The sequence below is a fragment of the Amycolatopsis sp. cg9 genome (assembly GCF_041346945.1).
Taxonomy (GTDB): domain Bacteria; phylum Actinomycetota; class Actinomycetes; order Mycobacteriales; family Pseudonocardiaceae; genus Amycolatopsis.
This window is the reverse complement of record NZ_CP166850.1, coordinates 4,311,694-4,335,220: the sequence shown is the minus strand read 5'-3', so window position 1 is coordinate 4,335,220 and position 23,527 is coordinate 4,311,694. Positions and strand designations below refer to the sequence as shown.

20 protein-coding genes are annotated in these 23,527 nt (G+C 71.6%); 8 read left to right on the top strand and 12 right to left on the bottom strand.

Annotation, left to right across the window (positions count from 1 at the left end):
- Positions 1-12 precede the first annotated feature (12 nt).
- Positions 13-3,591, top strand: a complete 3,579-nt coding sequence (locus tag AB5J73_RS20810; protein WP_370971377.1) for a S8 family serine peptidase — start codon at positions 13-15, stop codon at positions 3,589-3,591.
- A gap of 125 nt (positions 3,592-3,716) precedes the next feature.
- Here AB5J73_RS20810 and aceB read toward each other — a convergent pair whose 3' ends face one another.
- Both aceB and aceA read right to left on the bottom strand, forming a co-directional pair.
- Positions 3,717-5,324, bottom strand: coding sequence for a malate synthase A (gene aceB, locus AB5J73_RS20805; protein ID WP_370971375.1), 1,608 nt, complete (start codon positions 5,322-5,324; stop codon positions 3,717-3,719).
- A gap of 94 nt (positions 5,325-5,418) precedes the next feature.
- Positions 5,419-6,699 carry an isocitrate lyase gene (gene aceA, locus AB5J73_RS20800; RefSeq protein ID WP_364513156.1) on the bottom strand — a complete coding sequence of 427 codons (1,281 nt, stop codon included), beginning with the start codon at positions 6,697-6,699 and terminating at the stop codon, positions 5,419-5,421.
- 228 nt (positions 6,700-6,927) lie between these two features.
- Between aceA and AB5J73_RS20795 the strand changes: the two genes are divergently transcribed.
- A complete protein-coding gene (locus AB5J73_RS20795; protein ID WP_360774538.1) occupies positions 6,928-8,352 on the top strand; it encodes a short-chain fatty acyl-CoA regulator family protein in 1,425 nt (474 codons plus the stop codon).
- Positions 8,353-8,357: 5 nt separating this feature from the next.
- Here AB5J73_RS20795 and AB5J73_RS20790 read toward each other — a convergent pair whose 3' ends face one another.
- From AB5J73_RS20790 to AB5J73_RS20780, 3 genes are read right to left on the bottom strand one after another with little or no spacing between them, the layout of a single operon-like run.
- The gene (locus AB5J73_RS20790; protein WP_370971372.1) at positions 8,358-10,028 is read right to left on the bottom strand and encodes a cation:proton antiporter; all 1,671 of its coding nucleotides are present in this window, start codon (positions 10,026-10,028) and stop codon (positions 8,358-8,360) included.
- 49 nt (positions 10,029-10,077) lie between these two features.
- Positions 10,078-11,058: a hypothetical protein gene (locus AB5J73_RS20785; protein ID WP_370971370.1), complete on the bottom strand. Its 981-nt coding sequence runs from the start codon at positions 11,056-11,058 to the stop codon at positions 10,078-10,080.
- Positions 11,055-11,543, bottom strand: a complete 489-nt coding sequence (locus AB5J73_RS20780; protein ID WP_370971368.1) for a SigE family RNA polymerase sigma factor — start codon at positions 11,541-11,543, stop codon at positions 11,055-11,057. The genes AB5J73_RS20785 and AB5J73_RS20780 overlap by 4 nt, the downstream gene beginning before the upstream one ends.
- A gap of 88 nt (positions 11,544-11,631) precedes the next feature.
- Between AB5J73_RS20780 and ilvA the strand changes: the two genes are divergently transcribed.
- Positions 11,632-12,888 carry a threonine ammonia-lyase IlvA gene (gene ilvA / locus AB5J73_RS20775; RefSeq protein ID WP_370971365.1) on the top strand — a complete coding sequence of 419 codons (1,257 nt, stop codon included), beginning with the start codon at positions 11,632-11,634 and terminating at the stop codon, positions 12,886-12,888.
- A gap of 21 nt (positions 12,889-12,909) precedes the next feature.
- Positions 12,910-13,479: an NADAR family protein gene (locus tag AB5J73_RS20770; RefSeq protein WP_370971363.1), complete on the top strand. Its 570-nt coding sequence runs from the start codon at positions 12,910-12,912 to the stop codon at positions 13,477-13,479.
- A 1-nt stretch (position 13,480) separates the two neighbouring features.
- Here AB5J73_RS20770 and AB5J73_RS20765 read toward each other — a convergent pair whose 3' ends face one another.
- The 3 genes from AB5J73_RS20765 to AB5J73_RS20755 all read right to left on the bottom strand — a co-directional run bounded on the left by AB5J73_RS20765 (position 13,481) and on the right by AB5J73_RS20755 (position 16,012).
- Positions 13,481-14,911 carry an alpha/beta fold hydrolase gene (locus tag AB5J73_RS20765; RefSeq protein ID WP_370971361.1) on the bottom strand — a complete coding sequence of 477 codons (1,431 nt, stop codon included), beginning with the start codon at positions 14,909-14,911 and terminating at the stop codon, positions 13,481-13,483.
- Between the two features lie 124 nt (positions 14,912-15,035).
- Entirely contained in the window at positions 15,036-15,233 is a 198-nt protein-coding gene (locus AB5J73_RS20760; protein WP_370971359.1) for a hypothetical protein, read from the bottom strand.
- A 74-nt stretch (positions 15,234-15,307) separates the two neighbouring features.
- Positions 15,308-16,012: a FadR/GntR family transcriptional regulator gene (locus tag AB5J73_RS20755; RefSeq protein WP_370971357.1), complete on the bottom strand. Its 705-nt coding sequence runs from the start codon at positions 16,010-16,012 to the stop codon at positions 15,308-15,310.
- Between the two features lie 75 nt (positions 16,013-16,087).
- Between AB5J73_RS20755 and AB5J73_RS20750 the strand changes: the two genes are divergently transcribed.
- Positions 16,088-16,963: a carbon-nitrogen hydrolase family protein gene (locus tag AB5J73_RS20750; protein ID WP_370971354.1), complete on the top strand. Its 876-nt coding sequence runs from the start codon at positions 16,088-16,090 to the stop codon at positions 16,961-16,963.
- Positions 16,960-18,285 (top strand): APC family permease, encoded by a 1,326-nt coding sequence (locus tag AB5J73_RS20745; RefSeq protein WP_370971352.1) that lies wholly within the window; start codon positions 16,960-16,962, stop codon positions 18,283-18,285. The genes AB5J73_RS20750 and AB5J73_RS20745 overlap by 4 nt, the downstream gene beginning before the upstream one ends.
- A 1-nt stretch (position 18,286) precedes the next feature.
- On the opposite strand, the gene AB5J73_RS20740 is transcribed toward AB5J73_RS20745, so the two are convergent.
- The 3 genes from AB5J73_RS20740 to AB5J73_RS20730 are packed head-to-tail and all read right to left on the bottom strand — an operon-like array spanning position 18,287 to position 19,840.
- A complete protein-coding gene (locus tag AB5J73_RS20740) occupies positions 18,287-18,664 on the bottom strand; it encodes a hypothetical protein (protein ID WP_370971350.1) in 378 nt (125 codons plus the stop codon).
- A gap of 2 nt (positions 18,665-18,666) precedes the next feature.
- Positions 18,667-19,044, bottom strand: coding sequence for a hypothetical protein (locus AB5J73_RS20735; RefSeq protein WP_370971348.1), 378 nt, complete (start codon positions 19,042-19,044; stop codon positions 18,667-18,669).
- A 43-nt stretch (positions 19,045-19,087) separates the two neighbouring features.
- Positions 19,088-19,840, bottom strand: a complete 753-nt coding sequence (locus tag AB5J73_RS20730; protein WP_370971347.1) for an acyltransferase — start codon at positions 19,838-19,840, stop codon at positions 19,088-19,090.
- Between the two features lie 51 nt (positions 19,841-19,891).
- On the opposite strand from AB5J73_RS20730, the gene AB5J73_RS20725 reads away from it, so the two are divergent.
- Together AB5J73_RS20725 and AB5J73_RS20720 are read left to right on the top strand one after the other, a co-directional pair.
- Positions 19,892-20,854 carry a nucleoside hydrolase gene (locus tag AB5J73_RS20725; protein WP_370971346.1) on the top strand — a complete coding sequence of 321 codons (963 nt, stop codon included), beginning with the start codon at positions 19,892-19,894 and terminating at the stop codon, positions 20,852-20,854.
- A gap of 14 nt (positions 20,855-20,868) precedes the next feature.
- Positions 20,869-21,996 carry an NlpC/P60 family protein gene (locus tag AB5J73_RS20720; protein ID WP_370973255.1) on the top strand — a complete coding sequence of 376 codons (1,128 nt, stop codon included), beginning with the start codon at positions 20,869-20,871 and terminating at the stop codon, positions 21,994-21,996.
- Between the two features lie 44 nt (positions 21,997-22,040).
- On the opposite strand, the gene AB5J73_RS20715 is transcribed toward AB5J73_RS20720, so the two are convergent.
- Positions 22,041-23,480, bottom strand: coding sequence for a tetratricopeptide repeat protein (locus AB5J73_RS20715; protein ID WP_370971344.1), 1,440 nt, complete (start codon positions 23,478-23,480; stop codon positions 22,041-22,043).
- Between the last annotated feature and the right edge of the window lie 47 nt (positions 23,481-23,527).

Here is a 23,527-nt window from a genome sequence, read left to right as displayed (position 1 = left end):
AGGAACCATCCCATGAGGAAACCGATCACCGCGGTCGTCGCGGTGACCCTGGCCGCGGGCGTGCTGACCGCACCCGGCGCGGTGGCCGCCCCGGCGGACCGGCCACCCGTGACACCGACGCGGATCACGCTGGTCACCGGCGATCAGGTGCTGGTCGGCGGCACCGACGTCCGCGTGCTGCCCGCCCGCCGCGACCGGCCGGTGCCGATCCGGCAGTACGTCCGCCACGGCGACCAGTACGTCCTGCCCGGCGACGCCGCCGGGCTGGTTCGCGCCGGACGGCTCGACGAGCAGCTGTTCAACGTCACCGGCCTGCTGCGTCAGGGCTACGACGACGCGCGCACCCCGAACGTCCCGCTGCTGGTCCGCCAGGCGGGCCCGGCGCTCGCCGCGCGGACCGGCGTCGCCGCCCGGGCGTCCGCGCTCGGCTACACCGCGCTCGACGAGCCGAAGTCCGGCGCCGCGGCGTTCTGGAACCGGCTCGCCGCGGAACCCGCCACGCTCGCGGCGGGCGGCGCGAAGGTGTGGCTGAACGCGAAGGTGCGTGCGAGCCTCGACCAGAGCGTGCCGCAGATCGGTGCGCCCGCGGCGTGGCAGGCGGGCCTGACCGGCCGCGGCGTGCCGGTCGCGGTGCTCGACACCGGCATCGCCGGCACGCACCCGGATCTGGGCGGCCGCGTTTCGCTGTCCAAGGACTTCACCGGCAAGGGCACCGTCGAGGACGGTGCCGGGCACGGCACGCACGTCGCTTCGACGATCGCCGGCTCCGGCGCCGCGTCCGGTGGTAAGTACAAGGGCGTCGCGCCCGACGCGTCGCTGGCCGTCGGCAAGGTCCTCGACGACTCCGGCGACGGCACGCTCGACACGGTCCTGGCCGGCATGCAGTGGGCGGTGACCGAAGCGCACGCCCGCGTCGTGAACATGAGCCTCGGCGCCGGCCCGTCCGACGGGACCGATCCGGTGTCCGAAGCCGTGAACACCCTGACCCGGCAGTACGGCACGCTCTTCGTCGTCGCCGCGGGCAACTTCGGCGCGGACGAATCCGTGTCGAGCCCGGCCGCGGCCGACGCGGCGCTCGCCGTCGCCAGTGTGTCCAAAAAGGACGTCCTCAGCCCGTTCTCCAGCCGGGGTCCGAGGATCGGCGACGGCGCCGCGAAACCGGACGTCGCGGCGCCCGGCGAGTCGATCACCGCGGCCTGGCCCGGCGGCGGCTACCAGGCGCTGGACGGGACGTCGATGGCGACGCCGCACGTCGCGGGCTCGGCCGCGATCCTCGCCCAGCAGCACCCGGACTGGACCGCGGACCGCCTCAAAGCGGCCCTCACCAGCACCGCCACCCCGGTCGACGCCGGACCGGCCGCGGTCGGCACCGGCCGCGTCGACGTCGCCCGCGCGACGGCCACGGCGGTCACCGCCACCGGGAGCGCGTCGGCGTACCTCCCGTGGCCCAACCGCGGGACGACCAAGAAAGCGACCGTCACCTGGTACAACTCCGGCGCCACGCCGGTCACGCTGACGCTCGGGGCGGCCGTCGACGGCGTGAGCTTCCCGGCGAGCGTCACCGTTCCCGCCGGGGGCAGCACCCCCGTCGAGCTGACCTTCACCGCGCAGGACGGCCACCCGGGCACCCGCTCCGGCGTCCTGACCGCGAGCGGCGACGGCGTCACCACGCGGACCGCGTTGTCGCTTCGGCAGGAAGCCGAGACCTACGACCTGACCGTCGGCCTCGTCGACCGCGACGGCAGGCCGTGGGCGCCGACGGGCTACCCGCCGGTGTCGATCATCGATCTGGACACCGGTGCCCTCACCCTGGGCGAGCCGGGCACGTTCCGGCTACCGCGTGGCCGTTACGCCGTGAACAGCGTCATCGAGACACCGCGGCCGGGCCAGGAGCCGTCGTACAGCTTCATCACGCACCCCGAACTGGCGCTGGATCACGCCGTCACGCAGACCTTCGACGCACGCGAGGGCAAGCCGGTGTCGCTGGAGCCGGACAACCCGGCGGCGCGCGGTGGCACCCAGAGCGTCGAACGGCTGAGCCGCGTCACCAGCTGCTCGTGCGTCTTCGCCGACGGTTTCGACCTCGACCCGCGGTTCCACGAGGCGTTCGCCGCGACGGTCCCGGGTACGTCGTCGGCGACCTTCGCCTTCAGTCAGGAACGCCGGGCCACCGAGCCGGACCTGGAGCTGACCGCCGACGACGGGCAGCCGTTCGCGGTGCGGGGCGTCTGGCTGGAGTCGGCCGCCCCGGCCGGGACCAGCGCGCTCCCGGTCGTGTCCGGCGGTGGGGGCACGCCCGAGGACCTGGCCGGGATCGACGCGCGCGGCAAGCTCGTGGTCGTCCGGCTGCCGCTCGGCATCCGGATCGACGAGGCGTACCAGCGGCTGGTGAACGTCGAGAACGCCGGCGCGAAACTCGGCGTGGTCGCGCTCGACGGCGGCGCCGCCGGGACCACGGTCCTCGGCGGCGGGCTACCTACGCTGCACTTGCCGGTGATCTGGGGCGGGTTGAGCGTCACCGCGCAGCGGTTCTCGGAGCTGGCGAAGACGGGCCACGCCTCGGCGACGGTGGTCAGCCGGCCGTCGCCGCGCTTCCGCTACGAACTGGGCGACGGCGTCGAGGGGCAGGTGACGGCTCCGCGGGTGCAGCGGCCGAAGACCGGCGATCTCGCCGAAGTGCGCACCGCCTACCACGACAACGCCCCCGGCGAGGTCCGGTACGTCGCCGGGCGCGAGTTCTTCGGCCGGCTGGTCGGGTACGGCTACACCGAACCCGTTGCCGCGCAACAGGAACGTGTCGAGTACTACTCCCCCGGCAAGTGGGACAGCGTGTGGACGTCCGGGTTCCGCGGTGAGCTGACCGAGAACCTCGACCTGGCCGCGGGTCGCAAGTACCAGCTCAGCTGGAACAAGGCGGTGGCCGGGCCGTCGCTGCGCGGGCTGACCATGACGCACTCGGGCGAGCAGCCGCGGCCGTGGGCGTGGCGCAAGGACGGCGTCTTCGACCTGTGGCTGCCGCTGTTCGGCGACGCCGCCGGCCGCCCGCGCAAGCCGGAATCCGGTGCCGGGGACACGGGTTCGGTGACCCTCGCGAAGGACGGCGTCGCGATTCCCGTGGAGCCGTCGGGGGAGCCGACGCTGGCGAGGATCCCGGTGCCGGACGCCGACGGCGCCTACCGGCTCACCGCCGAGGCGCACCGGCACACCGACTGGTGGCCACTGTGGACGGACGTCGTCGCGGAGTGGGGGTTCCGCTCCTCGGCCGCCGCGGACGGCCGGGCACTGCCCCTGCTGACGGCCCGGTTCGCGCCGGCGGTCGACCTGCGCAACAGCGCGCCGGCCAACCGGGTCTTCACGTTCCCGGCGTTCGTCGAGCGGCAAGGCGGTGGCAGCGGGACGAAGCTGGCCGTCGAGACGTCCACCGACGACGGCCGCAGCTGGCAGCCCGCGCCGGCGCTGCGGACCGGCGACCACTGGACGGTCGCCGTGCGGAACCCGGCGGGCGGGTTCGTCTCGCTGCGGGCGAGCGCGGCCGACGACCGCGGGAACACCGTGCGGCAGACGGTGATCCGGGCGTACGCCGTGGGCTGAGGTGAAAAAATGAACCGGTCCCGGTGGCGGGGAGCCGCCGCCACCGGGACCGGTCCGGACCCACACCATCCCAACAGTGTGGAATCCACCCGCCCCTCGTCAGGTAGGGGCGGGCGGGGCCCCTGCTACCGGGCGTCCGTGAGGTACCGCGCGTAGGCACCCGTGGTGAGGAAGCTCGGCAGCTTCTCGCCCAGCGCGGTTTCGGTGAAGATCTCGTACGCGTCGTCGAGGCGGTTGCCCGCGCCCAGCTCGGCGCGCACCGACGCGAGTTCGTCGTCCAGGTATTCGACCGCCAGCTCGCGGGTCAGCGCGGTGCCGTCCTCGAGCTTCGTGCCGTTGCGGATCCACTGCCAGACCTGGCAGCGCGCGATCTCCGCGGTGGCGGCGTCCTCCATCAGGTTGTGGATCGCCGCGGCGCCGGTGCCGCGCAGCCACGCGTCGACGTACCGCAGCGCGACGTTGATGTTCGCGCGCACGCCCGCTTCGGTGACCTCGCCGCCGGCGCTGGCCACGTCGAGCAGGTCCTCAGCGGTGACGTGGACGTCCTCGCGCAGCTTGCCGAGCTGGTTGGGCCAGCCGCCGAGCACGTCGTCGAAGACTTCGCGGCAGATCGGGACCAGACCGGGGTGCGCGACCCACGAGCCGTCGAAACCGTCGCCGGCCTCGCGTTCCTTGTCGGCGCGGACCTTCTCGGCGGCGGTCGCGTTGACCTCCGGGTCCTTGCTCGGGATGAACGCGGCCATGCCGCCGATGGCGTGCGCGCCGCGCTGGTGGCAGGTGCTCACCAGCAGCTCGGTGTAGGCCCGCATGAACGGCACGGTCATGGTGACCTGCGCGCGGTCCGGCAGCACGAAGTCGGCGCCGTGCGCGGCGAAGTTCTTGATGAGGCTGAAAATGTAGTCCCAGCGGCCGGCGTTCAGGCCCGCCGCGTGCTCGCGCAGCTCGTAGAGGATCTCGTCCATCTCGAACGCGGCGGTGATCGTCTCGATCAGCACCGTGGCGCGGATCGTGCCGCGCGGGACGCCCAGCTCGCGCTGCGCCATCAGGAAGACGTCGTTCCACAGCCGCGCTTCGAGGTGGTTCTCCAGCTTCGGCAGGTAGAAGTACGGGCCGACGCCGCGGGCGAGCAGCTGTCGCGCGTTGTGGAAGAAGTACAGGCCGAAGTCGACCAGGCTCGCCGAAACCGGGCGGCCGTCGATGCGGATGTGCTTCTCCACCAGGTGCCAGCCGCGGGGGCGCGCGACGATCGTCGCCGGGTCGTCGCCGATCGTGTAGCGCTTGCCGGCCTCGGTGGTGAAGTCGATGTTGCGGCGGATCGCGTCGAAGAGGTTGAGCTGGCCGTCGATGACGTTGTGCCACGTCGGCGACGTCGCGTCTTCGAAGTCCGCCAGCCAGACCTTCGCGCCGGAGTTCAGCGCGTTGACCGTCATCTTGCGGTCGGTCGGGCCGGTGATCTCGACGCGGCGGTCCTCCAGGCCCGGCGCCGTCGGGGCGACCTGCCACGACCGGTCTTCGCGGATGTGCCGCGTCTCGGGCCGGAAGCCGAGCGGCTTCTCGCCGGACTGCAGTTCCTCGCGCCGCGTGCGGCGGGCGTCGAGCAGCTCGCGCCGGCGACCGGCGAACGTGTTGTCCAGCTTGGCCAGGAAGTCGAGTGCCGCCGGGGTCAGGATCTCCGCGAACCGGCCCTCGACCGGCCCGGTGACCTCGATGCGGTAGTTCAGCCGATCAACCATGGGGTGCCTCCACGAGCTGTGCAGGGAAGGAAAAGAAGGGAGGGACGCGGCCTGACGACGGGAGGGGGGTGCCGTCGTCAGGCCGCGGCCGGGATCAGTGGAACTGGGCTTCTTCGGTGGAGCCCTTGAGCGCGGTGGTCGAGCTCTCCGGGTTCAGCGCCGTCGCGACGTTGTCGAAGTAGCCGGTGCCGACCTCGCGCTGGTGCTTGGTGGCGGTGTAGCCGCGGCTCTCCGAAGCGAACTCGCGCTCCTGCAGGTCGACGTAGGCGGTCATGCCCTCGCGGGCGTAGCCGTGCGCCAGGTCGAACATCGAGTAGTTCAGCGCGTGGAAGCCGGCCAGCGTGATGAACTGGAACTTGTAGCCCATGTGGCCGAGCTCGCGCTGGAACTTCGCGATCGTCGCGTCGTCCAGGTGCTTCTTCCAGTTGAACGACGGCGAGCAGTTGTAGGCCAGCATCTGGTCCGGGAACTTCGCCTTGATCGCCTCGGCGTACTTGCGCGCCACCTCGAGGTCCGGCTCCGAGGTCTCCATCCAGAGCAGGTCGGCGTACTGGGCGTAGGCCAGGCCGCGCTCGATGCACGGCTCGATGCCGTTGCGAACCTCGTAGAAGCCCTCGGCGGTGCGGCCCCCGGTGAGGAACTGCTGGTCGCGCTCGTCGACGTCGCTGGTCAGCAGCGTCGCGGCCTGCGCGTCGGTGCGGGCGACGATCAGCGACGGGACGTTCAGCACGTCCGCGGCGAGGCGGGCGGCGTTCAGCGTGCGCTCGTGCTGCTTGGTCGGGATGAGGACCTTGCCGCCGAGGTGGCCGCACTTCTTCTCGGACGCGAGCTGGTCTTCCCAGTGCACGCCCGCGGCGCCGGCCGCGATCATGCCCTTCATCAGCTCGAACGCGTTGAGCGGGCCACCGAAGCCGGCCTCGGCGTCGGCGACGATCGGCGCGTACCAGTCGATGTCGGTGTTCCCCTCGGCCCAGTTGATCTGGTCGGCGCGGCCCAGCGCGTTGTTGATGCGGCGGACCACGGCCGGGACCGAGTTGGCCGGGTAGAGGCTCTGGTCGGGGTAGGTCTGGCCGGAGAGGTTGGCGTCGGCCGCGACCTGCCAGCCGGACAGGTAGATGGCCTGCAGGCCCGCGCGGACCTGCTGGACGGCCTGGTTGCCGGTCAGGGCGCCGAGCGCGTGGACGTAGTCCTCGGTGTGCAGCAGGTCCCACAGCTTCTCCGCGCCGCGGCGGGCCAGCGTGTGCTCCTCGACGACGCTGCCGCGCAGCTTGACGACGTCCTCAGCCGAGTAGGAGCGCTGCACGCCCGCCCAGCGGGGGTCGTTCGCCCACTGCGCCGCCAGCTCCGCGGCCGCCTGCTTGGCCTGTTCCGTCATCGGTACTCCCGGTGTTGCGAAGTTTGCGATTGCTCGCCTTGCCTGGTCTGACCCTCACACGCCAGGGGAAATCCGGTCCAGTCGTCCAATTTGCCAATTTGTGCGAAGGGTACGTACGCTCTTTGCAAAGGTTGCGAATCGCCCGGTTCGCAAGTGATCGAAAATCCGCGTTCTTGACCGTTCACGTAACCGTTCAGGGCCGGAAACCTTCCGGGAAGGAGGGCTCGAATGGAGAAGACTTTCGCCGGCGCGCGGCTGCGGCACCTCCGCGAAAGCCGCTCGATGAGCCAGGCGGACCTCGCTCGTGTGCTGGAGATCTCACCGAGCTACCTCAACCAGATCGAGCACAACTCGCGGCCGCTAACCGTCCCGGTGCTGCTGCGGATCACGCAGGCCTTCGGCGTCGACACCGAGTTCTTCGCCAACAACGACACGTCCCGGCTGGTCGCCGACGTCAAGGAAGCGCTGCTCGACGAGGTGCTCGGCGTCGACGTCACCACCGGCGAGCTCAACGACCTGGCCACGAACCTGCCGGCGATCGCGCAGGCACTGGTCAAGCTGCACCGCAGCTACCGCAACGCCGTCGAAAGCACCGCCGCGCTGACCACGGAAAACGGCCTGGGCCTGCACGGCAGCGCCGCCGCGCCGCTGCCGCACGAAGAGGTTCGCGACTTCTTCTACGAGCGCGAGAACTACGTCGCCGAGCTGGACGACCGCGCCGAGAAGATGGCCGCCGAGATCCCGCTGCAACGGGGTCAGGTGCTGGGCGCGCTGAAGGAACGGCTTTGGCAGCGCTACGGCGTCGAGGTGACCAGCGACGGCATCGACGAATCCGCCGGTCAGCAGCACCGCTACGAGCCGGTGACGCGGGTGCTGCGGCTGGCGCCGAGCCTGCGGGTCGGGCAGCAGGCGTTCCGGATGGCTTCGCAGATCGCGCTGCTCGAGTACGACGACCTGATCACCGAGCTGGCCGACTCGTGGGCGTTCTCCGGCCCGGCGGCCCGCTCGCTCGCCCGCGTCGGCCTGGCGAACTACTTCGCCGGGGCGCTGATCCTCCCCTACGGACCGTTCCTGGCGACGGCCGAACGGTTCCGCTACGACATCGAGCGGCTCTGCGACCACTTCGGCGTCGGCTTCGAGACCGTGTGCCACCGGCTGTCCACCTTGCAGCGGCCCAAGCAGCGCGGGGTGCCGTTCTCGTTCGTGCGGGTGGACCGGGCCGGGAACATGTCGAAGCGGCAGTCCGCGGCCGGGTTCCACTTCTCCCGCGTCGGCGGGGCGTGTCCCTTGTGGAACATCTACGAGGCGTTCACCCAGCCGGGCAAGATCCTCACCCAGATCGCGACCCTGCCGGACGGCAAGAGCTACTTCTGGATCGCGCGCACGATCTCACGCAACATCGGCGGCTACGGCAGCCCCGGCAAGACGTTCACGGTCGGTCTCGGTTGCGAACTCCGGCACGCCGGCCGGCTCGTCTACTCGACCGGCCTGGACCTGGACGAGCCCGCCGCGGCGACGCCGATCGGGATGGGCTGCAAAGTCTGCGAACGCCCGGCGTGCTCGCAGCGCGCGTTCCCGACGATCGGCAAGCAGCTGACCGTGGACGAGAACACCAGCACCTTCGTCCCCTACCCGGCGGTGCCGAAGGGCTGAACCCGTCAGTCGGCCGGCTTGCCGCGCATCTCGAGGGCGATCTGCGACGCGTCGAGGTTGACCAGCGCGTTCGCCAGGACGTCGGCGTCGAACGTGCCGTTGTCGCGGGCGTCGAGCAACGCGCCGCGCTGCGTCTCCAGCACAGCCAGCCGGTAGCGCATCGCCGCGTCGAAGTCCGCCTGCTCCGGGTGGCCTTCGGGCTCCGGCGGCTTCGGGATGCCGGCCGCGCTCGACCGCAGCAGCTCGAAGATCTGGGTCCGCTCGGTCTCGGCCTGCTTCGCGGCGGCGGCCTGGTCGATTTCCGGCGACAGCCGGCGCAGCACCCAGCCGATCGTGCCGCCCTGCAGCAGCAACGACAGGATCGCCACCGCGAACGCGACGAGCACCAGCACCGAGCGCTGCGGGGTGTCCTCGGGCAGGGTCTGCGCCGCGGCCACCGTCACCGCGCCGCGCATGCCCGCCCACACGACGACGACGCCCTCGCGCCACCCGAGCGGTTCGCGCAGGAAGTAGTCGATGGTGGCGAGCCCCCGGGTGACTCTGGTCGAAAACCGGTCGAGGTCCCGCTCCGACAGCTTGCGCCGGCCCGCGTTGACCTCCTCGAACGTCTGCTGCTTGCCCTCGGGCGTGCTCATCCGCTCCGACATGTCCTGCAGCCGGGCCTGCAGCCGTTCGCCGTGCCGGACGCGCGCGATGAGGTACCTGAGCAGCGGGGCGACGTACACCGCGCGCACCAGCACCGTCAGCAGGAGCGCGACGGCCGCGATGGCCACGGCCGCGCCGACCCCGCCGTGGTCGTGCTGCACGTTCGCCACGATCGCCTTGATCTGCAGGCCCATGGTCAGGAACACGGCGCCCTCGAGGACGAGCTCGACCGTCCGCCAGTTCTGCGTGTCCGACAGGCGGTTGCGCGGCGAGAGCTCCCGCGGCGCGCGGATGCCCGTCACGAGCCCGGCGACCACCGCCGCCACCAGGCCGGACGCCCCGAGCAGCGTGGCCGGCAGGGAGGCGGCGAACGGCACGGCGAACGAGATGACCGTGTTGACGGTCGAGTCGGTCACCCGCCGCCGGACCAGCAGGTTGAGCCGGCCCACGACCCAGCCGAGCACGCCCGCGACGGCGACCGAGTACGCGAACGTGCCGAGCGCGCCCCAGAAGGAGAACGACGCGGCCGTCGCGACGATCGCCGTCCGCAGCACGACCAGCGCGGTCGCGTCGTTGAGCAGGCTCTCCCCGTCGAGGATCGCCACGACCCGCTGGGACGGCGAGGTCTGCTTCACGATCGACGTCGCGACAGCGTCGGTCGGGCTGACGATCGCGCCGAGCGCGACACCCCACGCGAACCCAAGCCCGGGCAGGACGAGCGCGAAGAACAGGCCGAGCACCAGCGAGCTGCCGACGACGAGCAGCACCGACAACCCGCTGATCGCACCGAACTCGCGCCGGAAGTTCATCGCGGGCATCGACACCGCGGCCGAGTAGAGCAGCGGCGGCAGGACGCCTTCGAGGATCCACTCGGGCTCGATGTGCGCCGTGGCGAACAGAGGCAGCAGGCTCGCGGCGACACCGAGCACCACCAGCACGAGCGGCGCGGCGACTCCCAGCCGCGGGCCGACGACGGTGGCCGCGGCGATCACGAGGAACCCGGTCACGAGCACGACGAGCAGTTCCGTCACGCACCCACCCTCGCAGATCGCCGCCGACTGTCCACTCGGGACCGGCCGGTCAGCCGAGCACGTGCGGGGTCCACGTCTTCTCGTCGGGACCCAGCAGGGTGATCCGGCTCAGCAGCTCCTTCGCCGTGATGCCCGCGGCGTTCTCCTTGTCGATCGCGACGCAGGCCTCGAGCCCGTTCTTCTTCACGCACTTCGGCACGCCGAGGCCGTCCTTGCTCGTGGCACCCGGCGGGGCGACGTTGATCGTCACCAGCGCCCCGTTCGCCGAGTACTGCAGCACCAGCTTCCACGGGACGTTGTCCTGGTCCGGCCGCCGCGACGTGTAGGCGTCGGACAGGCGGAACGACGGCGGCAGGCTCGTGATGCGCAGCGGCAGCGGCACTCCCCGGTTCGCGAACGTCGCCCCTTCGGCCACCCGCACCAGCGCTTGCTGCAGGTCGGGCCGGGCGAGGTAGTAGGTGTGCAGCTGGGCCCAGCGGCCGTCGGCGGTCGACCAGCGCAGGTAGCTGTCGCCGTGGTTGAGCGGGTCGTTCGCGTCGGCCGTCACCCAGTGGCCGTCGCGGTCGCCCACGCGCTGCGGGATCGTCTTCGGCTCACCGCTGAGATCGCGTGGCGGGGCCGGTTCCTTGTCCGAGACCGACAGCCAGAGCATCGGCGGCAGCTCGCCGCGGCCGATGGCCAGCGTCGTGTCGCCGTGGCCGCCGGCGGCGTACTCGACGCCCGTGACCTCCTCCGGGAGCCAGCCGAAACTCGCCTTCGCGACCAGCGGGTTGTCGGTGGGCGCGGGCGCGATGGGCTGCGGCCGGGGCTGGACAGCGGGCGGCGCGGGTGCGGGCTGGGGCCGGAACACCGACACCGCCGTCAGCCCGCCGGCCGTCACGACCGCGGCGCAGCCCACGACCAGCGCGGTGGTCCGCAGGCGCCGACGCCGTCCCCCCTCCCGGCGCGCGCCGTCGACGTCGATCCGGAGCGGCGGGGCGGGCACGTCGGCGAGTTCCTTCAGCTTGGTGGCCAGCTCGTGGTCGGTCATGCTCGTCCCTCCCGGATCGGTTCGCCCAGCAGCTCGCGGAGCGTTTCCACGGCCTTCGAGGTCTGGCTCTTGACGGTGCCTTCCGAACAGCCCAGCGCCCGCGCGGTCTCCGCGACCGGCAGATCGCTGAAGTAGCGGAGGACGACGGTCGCGCGCTGGCGGGCGGGCAGCCGGTCGAGCGCGGCCCGCAGGTCGAGCGCCGCGTCGACGTCGGAGCCGGGCACGGGCCGTTCGTGCCCGGTGCCGCGCAGGTCCACCCGCCGCCACCACGACGTCCGCTGTTCGGCGAGGAACGTGTTGACCAGCGTCCGGCGCGCGTAGCCGTCGAGGTTGTCCGCTCGCGATGCCCGTGACCAGTTCGCGTAGAGCCGCGTGATCGCCGACTGGACCAGGTCGTCGGCCCGGTGCCAGTCGCCGCAGAGCAGGTACGCGACCTTGCGCAGCCAGCCCGCGCGGGCGGTCACGTACTCGGTGAAGTCGTCCACCGGCGTCCCCCATCCTGTTCGTCACCCCTTTGATGCGCCCGGGAGCCCGGCAGGTTGCCCGGGACGCGCGAGTCGTAGATTCATCGGGGTGCACGACATCGACACGGTGACCGCGGCGACCATCGAAACGGCCGCCGAGCGGCTGGCCGGGGTGGTGACCCGGACGCCGCTGGAACCGAGCGCGCGGCTGTCGTCCCGGGTGGACGCCCAGGTCTGGGTGAAGCGCGAAGACCTGCAGACCGTCCGGTCGTACAAGATCCGCGGCGCCTACAACTTCATCGTCCAGCTCGACGAAGCCACCCGCGCGCTCGGGGTCGTCTGCGCCAGCGCCGGCAACCACGCCCAGGGCGTCGCGTACGCGTGCCGCCGGCTCGGCGCGAACGGCCGCGTGTACGTCCCGGGCACCACGCCGCGGCAGAAGCGCGAACGCATCGCGACGCTCGGCGGCGCGCACATCGAGGTCATCGTCGTCGGCGAAACGTACGAAGACGCCTTCGCCGCGGCCAACGAGGACGCCCAGCGCACGGGCGCCACGCTGGTGCCGGCGTTCGACGACGTCCGCACGGTCGCCGGGCAGGGCACGGTCGCGTCCGAGGTGGTCGAGCAGCTCGGCTTCGTCCCGGACGTCGTGGTCGTCCCGGTCGGCGGCGGCGGGCTGCTCGCCGGCGTCGGCAGCTGGCTGCGCGAACGGCACCCGGACGTCCGGGTCGTCGGCGTCGAACCGGCCGGCGCGGCGTGCATGGCGGCGGCGCTGTCCGCCGGGCACCCGGTCCGGCTGCCCGAGCTGGACTCGTTCGTCGACGGCGCCGCGGTGCGCGAAGCCGGCGCGGTCACCTACCCGCTGGTCCGCGACAGCGGCGCCGAGCTGACCGCGGTCGCCGAGGGCGCCATCTGCACCGAGATGCTGGCGATGTACCAGTCCGACGGCATCATCGCCGAGCCCGCGGGCGCGCTGGCCGCGGCTTCGCTCGGGTCCGTGGTCCAGGTGGAGCCGGGGCAGACCGTCGTCGTCGTGGTCTCCGGCGGCAACAACGACGTCAGCCGCTACAGCGAGATCCTCGAACGCTCGTTGATGCACGAAGGGCTGAAGCACTACTTCCTGGTCGGCTTCCCGCAGGAGCCGGGCGCGCTGCGGCGGTTCCTGGAGCAGGTCCTCGGGCCCGAAGACGACATCACGCGCTTCGAGTACGTCAAGCGCACCAACCGCGAGATGGGCCCGGCGCTGGTCGGCGTCGAAATCGCCCGGCCGTCCGACCTGCCCGGGCTGCTGGCGCGGATGGCCGCGAGCCCGCTTCAGGTGGAGCGGATCGAGCCGGGCAGCCCCCTGTTCCACTTCCTGCTATAAGGGTTGTGGTCCACTAGTCGGATGGTGAAGGTCGACGGGATCCGCAGTGTCGAGGCGTTGCGCGAAAAGATCCACGAGGGTGCGGAGCCCGAATACCTGCTGTTCTACGGGCACGCGCCCTCGACGTCCGGGCGGGTGACCGCGAGCTGCCTGAGCCAGTGGTGGCTCGACCCGTTCGAGGACGACGGCGTCGTCTACCCGACCGCCGAGCACTACATGATGGCCGGCAAGGCCGAGCTGTTCGGCGACCACGAGAAGGCGGCCCTGATCCGCTCGGCGCCCGACCCGAAGACGGCGAAGGTGCTCGGCCGCGAGGTCGCCGGCTTCGACGCCGCGGTCTGGGAGCGCCACCGGTTCGACATCGCCGTCGACGGCAACCTGGCCAAGTTCCGGCAGCACCGCGACCTGCGGCGATTCCTGCTCGGCACCGGGGACGCGGTCATCGTCGAGGCGTCGAAGAAGGACCTCGTGTGGGGTTCGGGGCTGGCTCGCGAGGAGAAGAACGCGACCAAGCCGGACTACTGGCGCGGGCTGAACCTGCTCGGCTTCGCGCTGATGGAGGTCCGCGAGCAGCTGCGCGCCCGCATCTGAATCAGGGCGCCGGGATGGGCGCCCCCGGGCAGGATTCCGACGTCGTCTTGCCCGTGTCGAAAAAAGTGACAACGGCGTTCGCGCAGGTCAGCGAGCTGAGGGAGCCGTGTACGTCGTCCTCGACGGTCATGAGCGAACCGCCGGCCCGCTGCCGCATCGCCAGCGCCCAGCCGATCGGCGTGACCGGTTCGTAGGCGTGGCCGACGAGCTGCAGCGGGCTCTTGCCGGCGGTGAGCGCCCACGGCCGCGCGGGCAGGGGCCAGCCGACGCAGAGCTGTTCGTAGAGGCCGTAGCCACCCGCGACCGGCAGCCGCTTCATCCGCTCGAGCCGGTGCCGCCAGACGGTCTCGAAGTCACGCGGGCTCGGCGACTCGTTGCAGAGGAGCGCCGTCTGCTGGAAGTGGTTGAAGGCGTGCGGTTCGCCGTCCCAGCCGAGCTTCCCGGGTTGTTTCGCACTTTCGGGTGAAGTCGTGCCGCCGTCGCGGACCTGGGCGAGCTGCCGGGCCAGGCCCGCCCATTCGCGGCGCGGGTTGGCGAGCATGCCGTTGACGGTCGCGCCGTTCAGCTCGCCCCGCGGGTGAGCGGTGAGTTCGGCCCGGAGGTCGAGCAGGGCTTTCGCGACCGCCGGCTCGGTGGTCCCGAAGTGGTAGACGGCGTCGTACCTGGCGATCCACGAGGCGAAGTCGTGGAAAGTGTTCTCGCCCGCGGTCGCCTGGCCGTCGTCCATCGCGGTGACGTTCAGGTCGGGCGGCATGACGGAGTCGAGCAGCATCTTGTCGACGTGGGCGTCGAAGAGCGCCCGGTACTGCGCGCCGAGCGCGGTGCCCCACGAGACGCCGTAGTAGCCGATCTTGTCTTCGCCCAGCGCGAGGCGGATGCGGTCGAGATCGCGGGCGATGGTGGGCGTGGTCAGATTTCGGACGAAATCCGGGTGCGCGGCGACGCAACGCCAATTGGCCTGGGCCGCCCGCTCCGCGGCTTCGCGGGCTTTCTCCTTGTCGGGGAGGCCCGGGTCCGGCTCCTGGACGTCGGCGGAACACGGCACGTCGGCGCTGTAGCCGACCCCGCGGGGATCGAACCCGATGAGATCGTGGTGGACGCCGATGCCCCCGGCGTGGCTGTCGGCGATGCTGCGCGGCATGTCGAGCCCGGACTGCCCGGGACCGCCGGGATTCAGCAGCACAGCTCCGGCCCGCGCCCCGCTCGCCCGGATCCGGCTGACGGCGATGTCGATTTTCGGACCACCGGGGTCGGCGTAGTCGAGCGGAACCGGCACGAGCGCGCATTCGGTCCGGCGGTCACCGGGATCCCAGCCCTTGGCGACGGTGGCACAGAGCTGCCACGAGACCCCGTCGGCGGCGGCGATCGAGGGGGCAACGGGCAGCAGCGCCGCGGCGGCGAGCAGCGGGACGGCGAACCGGGTGATCGACATGGGGCTCAGGCTGCCGGGCGCCGGGTGGTGGGGAGATCGGCCGATCAGCCGATGCTCGCCGCCGAACGGCCGGGATGGGAGCGGTGGTCGGATTTCGACCAGGGCCCGGGCGGGCCGGGTGTGGTCAGGTTTCGACCAGGGCCCGGGCGGGCCAGGCGCGGCCGGATTCGACCGGGGTTCGGCGGGCCGGGCCCTGGGCGATTTCCGACCACGGCTGATGCGCGGCCGAGCCGTGGGCGACTTCCGACCACGGCTGATGCGCGGCCGAGCCGTGGGCAATTTCCGGCCAGGGCTGGTGCGCGGCCGGGGCGATTCCGGCCAAGGCGGGTGCGTGGCCGACTCGTGGTCGGAAATCGGCCAGGCCGTGCGTGAGCCACGACCGCCCGTCCGATCAGGTCAGCCGAGGCCGACGAACATCGTGCGGTGGAGGCCGCCGACGTGCTTTCTCGTCACTCGGGCCGCCGCGTTCGGGTCGCCGGCCGCCAGGGCTTTCACCAGGCTTGCGTGCTCGCGGTTCGACTCGCGCAGCTTCTCCATCGGGTACGGCAGGTAAAACCGGTACAGCTCCGCCAGCACCGTCTCGTACTGGGCGACCGCCGCCGGTGGGGCGGGGGCGGCCACCGTGCGGTGGAACTCCGCGTCTAGCTCGTGGAACTCCGCCCAGTCCGGCACCGTGTCCATCCGGGCGACCAACGCGCGCAGGCGCACCAGGTCCGGGGGCCGTTTTGCCACGAATTGGACCAGGCCCGACTCCAGCACCAGGCGGTGGTCGATCAGCTCGCGGACCTCGCCGGCCGACTCGCGGTAGGCGCCGACCTCGCTGACCCGGGATGCCGGGGGGTGCTCGGCGACCAGGGTGCCGCCCGCGCGGCCGCGGCGGCGTTCGATCAGGCCGTCCTCGGCCAGGGACTCCAGGGCCCTGCGGACGGTGATCTCCGCGACGCCGAGGGCTCGCGCGATTTCGCCGTTCGGCGGCAACCGCTCCCCCGGCTTCAACAAGCCGAGCTCCACCGCGAGGGCGATCCGGGCGCGGACGGTGTCGAGCGCCGACAGCCGCCGGATTCCGGTCAGCGCGGGGGCGCTCAGGTCTGCCGTCGCCATGAAACGACCGTACCGCACAAACTGCTCATCTTGAGCACTCTTGTTTAACTGTTCAAGATGGACTATTTTTCGTCCATGTCGCGACCACTCCCGATCGCCCTGGTGCAAGCGCCGCCCCGGCCGGCCGGGGACGCGGGGTTCGCCGGGGAGGTCGAGGACGTCCTTCGCCGTTTTCCGGACACGCGCCTGGCCGCCTTCCCCGAGCTGCACCTCTGCGGCGTCGACGGCGAGGGCGACGAACGGACCGCCCAGCTGCGGGACGCCGCCGAGCCACTGCACGGGCAACGAACGCGGGAGCTCGGCGAACTGGCCGGTGACCTGGGGATCTGGCTCGCGCCCGGTACCGTTTGCGAAAAAGGTGACCACGGCGAGCTCTTCAACACCGCGCTGGTCTTCTCCCCGCAGGGCGAGCTCGCCGGCTGGTACCGCAAGGTCTTCCCGTGGCGGCCGCACGAGCCGTACGACCCCGGGGACCGGTTCGTCGTCGCCGATCTGGGCGATGCCGGGCGCGTCGGGTTCTCCATCTGCTACGACGCCTGGTTCCCCGAAGTGACCCGGCACCTCGCCTGGCTGGGCGCCGAGCTCGTGCTCAACCCCGTGCAGACGACGACCCCGGACCGCGCCCAGGAACTCGTGCTGGCCCGGGCGAACGCCATCGTCAACCAGGTCTTCGTCGCCAGCGTGAACACGGCCGGGCCGGTCGGGATGGGCGACAGCCTGCTCGTCGGGCCCGAAGGGGACGTCCTCGGCGCGTTGCCGGGAAACGACCACGGCGTCCTCGCCCACACGATCGACCTCGACGAGGTGGCTCGCGTGCGCCGCGACGGCACCGCGGGCACCAACCGGATGTGGGCGCAGTTCACCCCGGACGACGCGCCCCTGAACCTGCCGCTCTACCAGGGCCGGATCGAGCCGGACCGCTGGCGCCCACGAGGAGGAGACGACCGATGACCACCACGGCCGCGGCCCCGGCCGCGCTGCAGCGCCGGCTCGGGCTGCCCGGCGTCGTCCTGTTCGGGCTCGCCTACATGGCGCCGCTGATCGTGCTCGGCACCTTCGGGATCGTCGCCACGACGACCGAGGGCACCGTCCCCTCCGCGTACCTGCTGGCGCTGGTCGCCATGCTGTTCACGGCCGTGAGCTACGGGAAGATGGCCGCCACGCACCCGGTCGCCGGCTCCGCCTACACCTATGTCCGGAAATCGGTCGACGCGCGCGCCGGCTTCCTCGTCGGGTGGGCGGTGCTGCTCGACTACTTCTTCCTGCCGATGGTGATCTGGCTGATCGGCGGCGCCTACCTCGCCGCCGAATTCCCCGCCGTGCCCAATTGGCTCTGGTTGATCACTTTCATCGTGCTGACCACGGTCCTGAACGTCCTGGGCATCAAGATCGCCGAGAAGGCCAACTTCGTCCTGATGGCGTTCCAGCTGCTGGTGATCGGCTTCTTCGTCGTTCTGTCGATCAAGCAGGTGTTGCACGTCGGCGGCTCGCTCGCGAGCACGCAGCCGTTCTTCCACCCCGGCAGCACGCTGGGCACGATCTCCGGCGGCGCCGCGCTCGCGACCTACTCGTTCCTCGGGTTCGACGCCGTGACGACGCTGACCGAGGAGACGACCGAGCCGCGCAGGACGATTCCCCGGGCCATCCTGCTGACCGCGCTGATCGGCGGGGGCATCTTCATCGTGCTGGCCTACTTCACCCAGCTCGCGCACCCGGGGAGCGCGTTCGACGACGAGTCGTCCGCCGCGTTCGAAATCGCGACGACGATCGGCGGGAACCTCTTCGCGTCGTTCTTCCTCGCCGGGCTCGTCGTGGCCCAGTTCGCGTCGGGGATCGCCGCGCAGGCGAGCGCGTCGCGGCTGATGTTCGCCATGGGCCGGGACGGCGTGCTGCCGCGGGTCTTCGGGAAGCTGCAGCCGCGGTTCGCGACGCCGGTGTTCGGGATCGTCCTCACCGGGCTCGTCGGGCTGGTCGCGCTGTCGCTGGACGTCAGCACGTCGACGTCGTTCATCAACTTCGGCGCGTTCACCGCGTTCACGTTCGTCAACGTCAGCGTGCTCGCGACGTGGCTGCGGGATCGCGCCGGGAAACGCGTGCTGACCTGGGTGGTCTTCCCGGTGGTCGGCGCCGTGGTCGATTTGTGGCTACTGGTCAACCTCGACGGCATCGCGCTGGTGTTCGGCCTGGTCTGGCTGGCGATCGGCATCGTCGTGCTGGCCGCGATCACCCGCGGCTTCCGGCGTCCGCCGCCGGAGATGACGTTCGAGGAGTGACTCAGGGACAGTCACTCTCGCCACCGCTGCGCTCGACGCAGTGGGTGGGCTCCGGCGGCGGTGGCGGCGCGTGGTGGGTCTGAGCCCACCGCACCGGCGCCACCACGGCGACCACCGCGAGGCAGACTCCGTAGAACCAGGTCCAGCCCCGCCGCCGGGTGGTCGCCGAAACGACCACGCCCAGGACGGGGATGCCCGCCCCGAGCCAGGACGCCCAGGTGAAGGTCGCGCTCGCCGCCGCGGGGTTGCCGGGACCGAGCCCGATGCCGTACGCCGTCAACGCGCCCAGCAAGAACATCAGCGGGACGACGATCAGCCACACCACCGCGCCCACCGCGAGCAGGACGGCCGCGGCCACGTCGCCGAAATCGCGCCACACCGTCAGCCGCCCGGGCAGTCGGTGGTGCCGCCGCTGCGCTCGACGCAGTGGCGGGGGCCCGGCGGTGGCGGTGGCGCGTGCCGGACGTGGTCGGCCCACGCGAAAGCCGCGACCGCCGCCGCCGGCGTCAGGCAGATGCCGAAGAACCAGGTCCAGCCGCGACGCCGCGTTGTCGCCGAAACGACCACGCCCACCAACGGCAGTCCGGCGCCGAGCACCGCCGCCCAGGTCAGGTAGCCGCCGGCCGCGCCGCTCGTCTCGCCGAACACCGGGATGCTCGCCAAGAAGCCCAGCAGGACCAGGAACGGGACGACGAGCAGCAGGCCCACGACGCACAACGCCAGCACGACCGAGGCCCACGCGGTCCGGATCTCCCCCACCGGATCAGTATGTCCGGGAAAGCGACGAAGGACCTGAGTAGATCTACTGCTCGAGGGTCTTCTGCAGCGCCTTGTTCGCCTTCCGCGCCATGTCGGCGACGGCCTCCCGCCGAGCCGCGTCGGCCGCGTAGTCCTCTTCGCGGTTGCGCACGACGCGGGCCGGGGCACCGACCGCGATCGAGTAGTCCGGGATGTCGCCGCGGACGACCGCGTGCGCGCCCAGCACCGAGCCGCGGCCGATGCGGGTGCCCTTCAGGACGCTGACCTTGGTGCCGAGCCACGTGTCCGGGCCGATGCGCACCGGCGACTTCACGATGCCCTGGTCCTTGATCGGGATGTGGATGTCCGCGATGACGTGGTCGAAGTCACAGATGTACACCCAGTCGGCGACCAGGGTGGCCGCGCCGAGCTCGATGTCGAGGTAGCAGTTGATGACGTTCTGGCGGCCGAACACGGACTTGTCGCCGATCCGCAGGGAACCCTCGTGGCAGCGGATGGCGTTGCCGTCGCCGATGTGGACCCAGCGGCCGATCTCCAGGCGCCCGTAGCCGGGGCGGCAGTGGATCTCGACGTTCTTCCCGAGGAAGAGCATGCCGCGCAGGATGATGTGCGGGTTGGCGAGCCGGAACTTGAGCAGCCGGTAGTACCGGACGAGGTACCAGGGCGTGTACGCGCGATTGCGCAGCACCCAGCGCAGCGAGTCGGCGGTCAGGAACTTCGCCTGCCGCGGGTCCTGCCGGGCGCGGCGCCAGGCCCGCACCCGCGACAGCGCGGGTGCACCCCACATCGACGTCATGCCCGTGACCGTAACCTGTGTACGGGACGGGTTCACAAAAGGGGAGCGTGGATGGGCACGAAGCTGATCATCGACACCGACCCGGGCGTCGACGACGCGCTGGCGATCGCGCTGGCGGCGCTGTCACCGGACGTCGACCTGCTGGGCGTGACGGCGGTCTTCGGCAACGTCCCCCTGGACCGCACGACATCGAACGCGCGGCGGCTGCTGGAGCTGTTCGGCCGCGCCGACGTGCCCGTCGCCGCCGGGTCGGCGCGGCCGCTGGTGTACTCCAAGCCGCGCGACGCGAAGGAGGTCCACGGCGGCGACGGCCTGTCGGGCCACTCCTACACGCTGCCCGAGGCGAGCCGGCCCCTCGACGAACGCGACGCCGTCCGGCTCATGCTGGACCTGCTGGACGCGTCGGACGAGCCGGTGACCATCGCCCCGATCGGCCCGCTGACGAACATCGCGGCGCTGCTCGCGGCCCACCCGGGCGCGGCGGCGAAGATCGCGCGGCTGGTGATCATGGGCGGCGGGGTGACGTTCGGCAACAGCACGACCGCCGCCGAGTTCAACATCTGGAGCGACCCCGAATCGGCGCGGCGGGTGCTCGTCGAAGAGGACGTCCCGGTGGTGCTCGTCCCGCTCGACCTGACCCACCGCTGCGCCGTCGACGGCGACTGGCTGGCGAAGCTCGCGGCGTCGGGCCCGGTCGGCGCCACCCTCGAAGGCCTCACCTCGACCTACCGGCAGCACTACACGCGCGTGTTCGGCGAGGACCGGATGGTCATGCACGACGCCGTCGCGGTCGCCGAGGCGATCTCGCCGGGCATCCTGCGGACCGAGACCTACCGCGTCGACGTCGACTGCGGGCTCGGGCCGGCGCGCGGGCAGACCCTGGTCGACCGGCGGCGGCTCGGCGAAGACGATCCGCAGTTCTCCCCCGGCCGCCCGATCGAGGTCGCGGTGGACACCGACCTCGACGGCCTGCGCGGCTTCGTGCTGGACCGGCTGACCGGGGCCGCGCGGTGAGCGAAGAGCCCGAGATCGTCCCCGAAGAGACGCCCGAGCCCCGCCGCCGCAAGGCCGCCGTCGTGGTGGCCGCCGTGGTCGTGGTCGCCGCCGCGCTGGTGGTCGGCGTGCAGTTCGCGCCGAAGCAGCAGGAGCCGGCGAACGCGGCCGCGACGGTCACGCCGTCGTCGACGCCGCCTGTCGCGAAAACGACCACGTCGCCGCAGACGTCCACGCCGCCGAAGGTGCCGGAGGCGAGCGAGTTCGACGCCTGGGCGTCCAAGACCAGCCAGTGGCTCGACATCCCGCTGCGCGCGATGGTCGGCTACGCGAAGGCGACGACGAAGCTCGGCAAGGACGTCCCCGGGTGCCACCTTTCCTGGGTGACGCTGGCCGCGGTCGGAAAAGTGACCACGGACCACGGGCGGGCGCAGGGCGGGCAGTTCGGCACCACCGGCGTGCTGGACAAGGCCCTCGGCACCATCGAGGTGCGCGACTTCTACAACAAGGTCGTCTCGACGGCGAACGCCGCCGGGCCGCTGCAGCTGTCCCCGGCGATCTGGGGCAAGTACCAGGCGAGCTACGCGGGCGGGAAGCCCGATGTCCAGAACATCGACGACGCCGCGCTGACCACCGGCCGCGCGCTCTGCGCCGACGGCCACGACCTGTCCCAGGGCCAGGTGTGGTGGGACTCGGTCAGCACGCTGCAGGCGGCGCCGCTGTTCCTGCACCGGACGCTGGCCACGGTCAACGTCTACGGCACGGTCGGCCAGGGCGCGGCGGCGCCGAACGCCGCGGTGCTGAGCGCGGTGAACTTCGCCATCGACAAGATCGGCCTCCCCTACATCTGGGGCGGCAACGGCACCGGCGGCAACGACCCGGGCTTCGACTGCTCGGGCCTGACGACGGCGGCGTACGCGAGTGCCGGGGTCAAGCTGATGCGCACGGCCGACACGCAGTTCCGGAGCGTCCAGCACGTAACCGACCCGCAGCTGGGCGACCTGATCTTCTACGGCGAGCCGGCGACGAAGATCCACCACGTCGGGCTGTACATCGGCAACCAGCAGATGATCGACGCGCCGCAGACGGGTCAGGCGGTCCAGGTCCACTCGTACCGCAAGGACGGCGACGACTACGCGGGAGCGGGCCGCCCGACAGCCTGACGATCTCCGGGAGTTCCGCGGCATCCGCTCGACGAGGTGCACACCTAGCCCGTCCGAGCGCGCCGGGTGAGTACGTATGTCAGCTCACGGGTGGCGTAGGAGCGTTCGGGAAAGGCGGGGTCACGGGAGAAGTCCTGGAGAATCCTGACACCTTCGCCTTCGTTCCGCCGCTCGGTTTCGTCGCAGAGGCAAAGGAAACCGGCGGCGTCGACGCGAGCACGAGCACCGAAGGTCGTGTCCGTGGCGAGCTGCAAGAGCAGACGTGCGCTCTCTTCACGAAACCCGACCACACGGAGCTTTGCGGCGGCGCCCACCCGCCTGCCGAAGGTGGTGTCGGTGGCGAGGCGGGTGAGCAGCTCGGCACCCACGTCCGCGTAGCCGTCCACCCGGGCCACCGACCCCGCGGCGTACAGGCGTGTCGTGGACTCGAGCGCCGTGTCGGTGGCGAAGCTGATGAGCAACGTGGTTCCTTCGGCTTCGTACCCCTTCACCTTCGCCAGGTCACTGGCGGCGTACTCACGGGTGACCTCGTCCACGGTGCGGTCGGTGGCGAGGCGGGTGAGCAACTCGGCACCCACGTCCGTGTAGCCGTCCACCCCGGCCAGAGCGGCTGCGGCGTACACGCGGTAGACCTCCTCGAACGACGTGTCGTCGGCGAGGTGGATGAGCAACCCGGCGCCGCCCGCTCGAAATCCGTCCAGCTCGGCCAAGGCGGCGGCAGCGTCCAGCCGCTGGTGGGCGACGAAAGCGCGGTTCAGGGCGAAGCCGATGAGCAACCGGGCGCCCTCCGCTTCGTGCCCGGTCAGCTCGGCCAGCTCCCGAGCGGCGGGCATGCGGAGGTCATCCGGCTGGGTGTGGTCCTTCGCGCGGCCGGCGAGGTCCGAAGCTCGTTCGTCCGCGACACGAACCACGGCGCTGTTCTCCGCCGCGGCCACCATCGCGTCGAGATCCTTCCTGAGCTGCCGGAACCGCGCGATCGCGCCGGGCGTGGTGCCGGCACCTCGCCGGATCAGCTCCTCGTGACTGGCGAGACGAGCCGCGAACGCCAGGGTGTCCGGGTGGTCCGCTCCCAGCACCTGCCGGCTGACACGCAACGTGTCTTCGTCCAGGGCACGTGCCAGGTCGTGCTCGGCGAGCTCGATCAGGCTGCCGGAGAGGGTGCCGGCCAGCGCCACGCTCAGGGGGTGACCCGGGCCCAGCACCTGCCGGCTCCGCGCCAGAGCGTCCTCGAGCAGTTCTCGCGCGCCCTCGAACTTCCCCAGCCCGGACAAGCTCGCGCCGAGGCGATCGGCCGCCGCGAGGGTGTCCGGGTGGTTCGCGCCGAGTGCCGCTGTCCAGCCCCGGTGGACGGTCCGGCCCACCGTCACACCGACCTGGTGCTGCCCCGACGCGAAGAGATAGCGGAGAACACGCAGCAAGAACGTGCGGAACGCTTCGGGTTCGTGGCTCTCGACGGTGGTCCGGTCCAGCACGGCCAGCAGCATCCGCACGTCCGTGGTGAGCAGGCGGTACACCGGCCACGAGCCGGGAC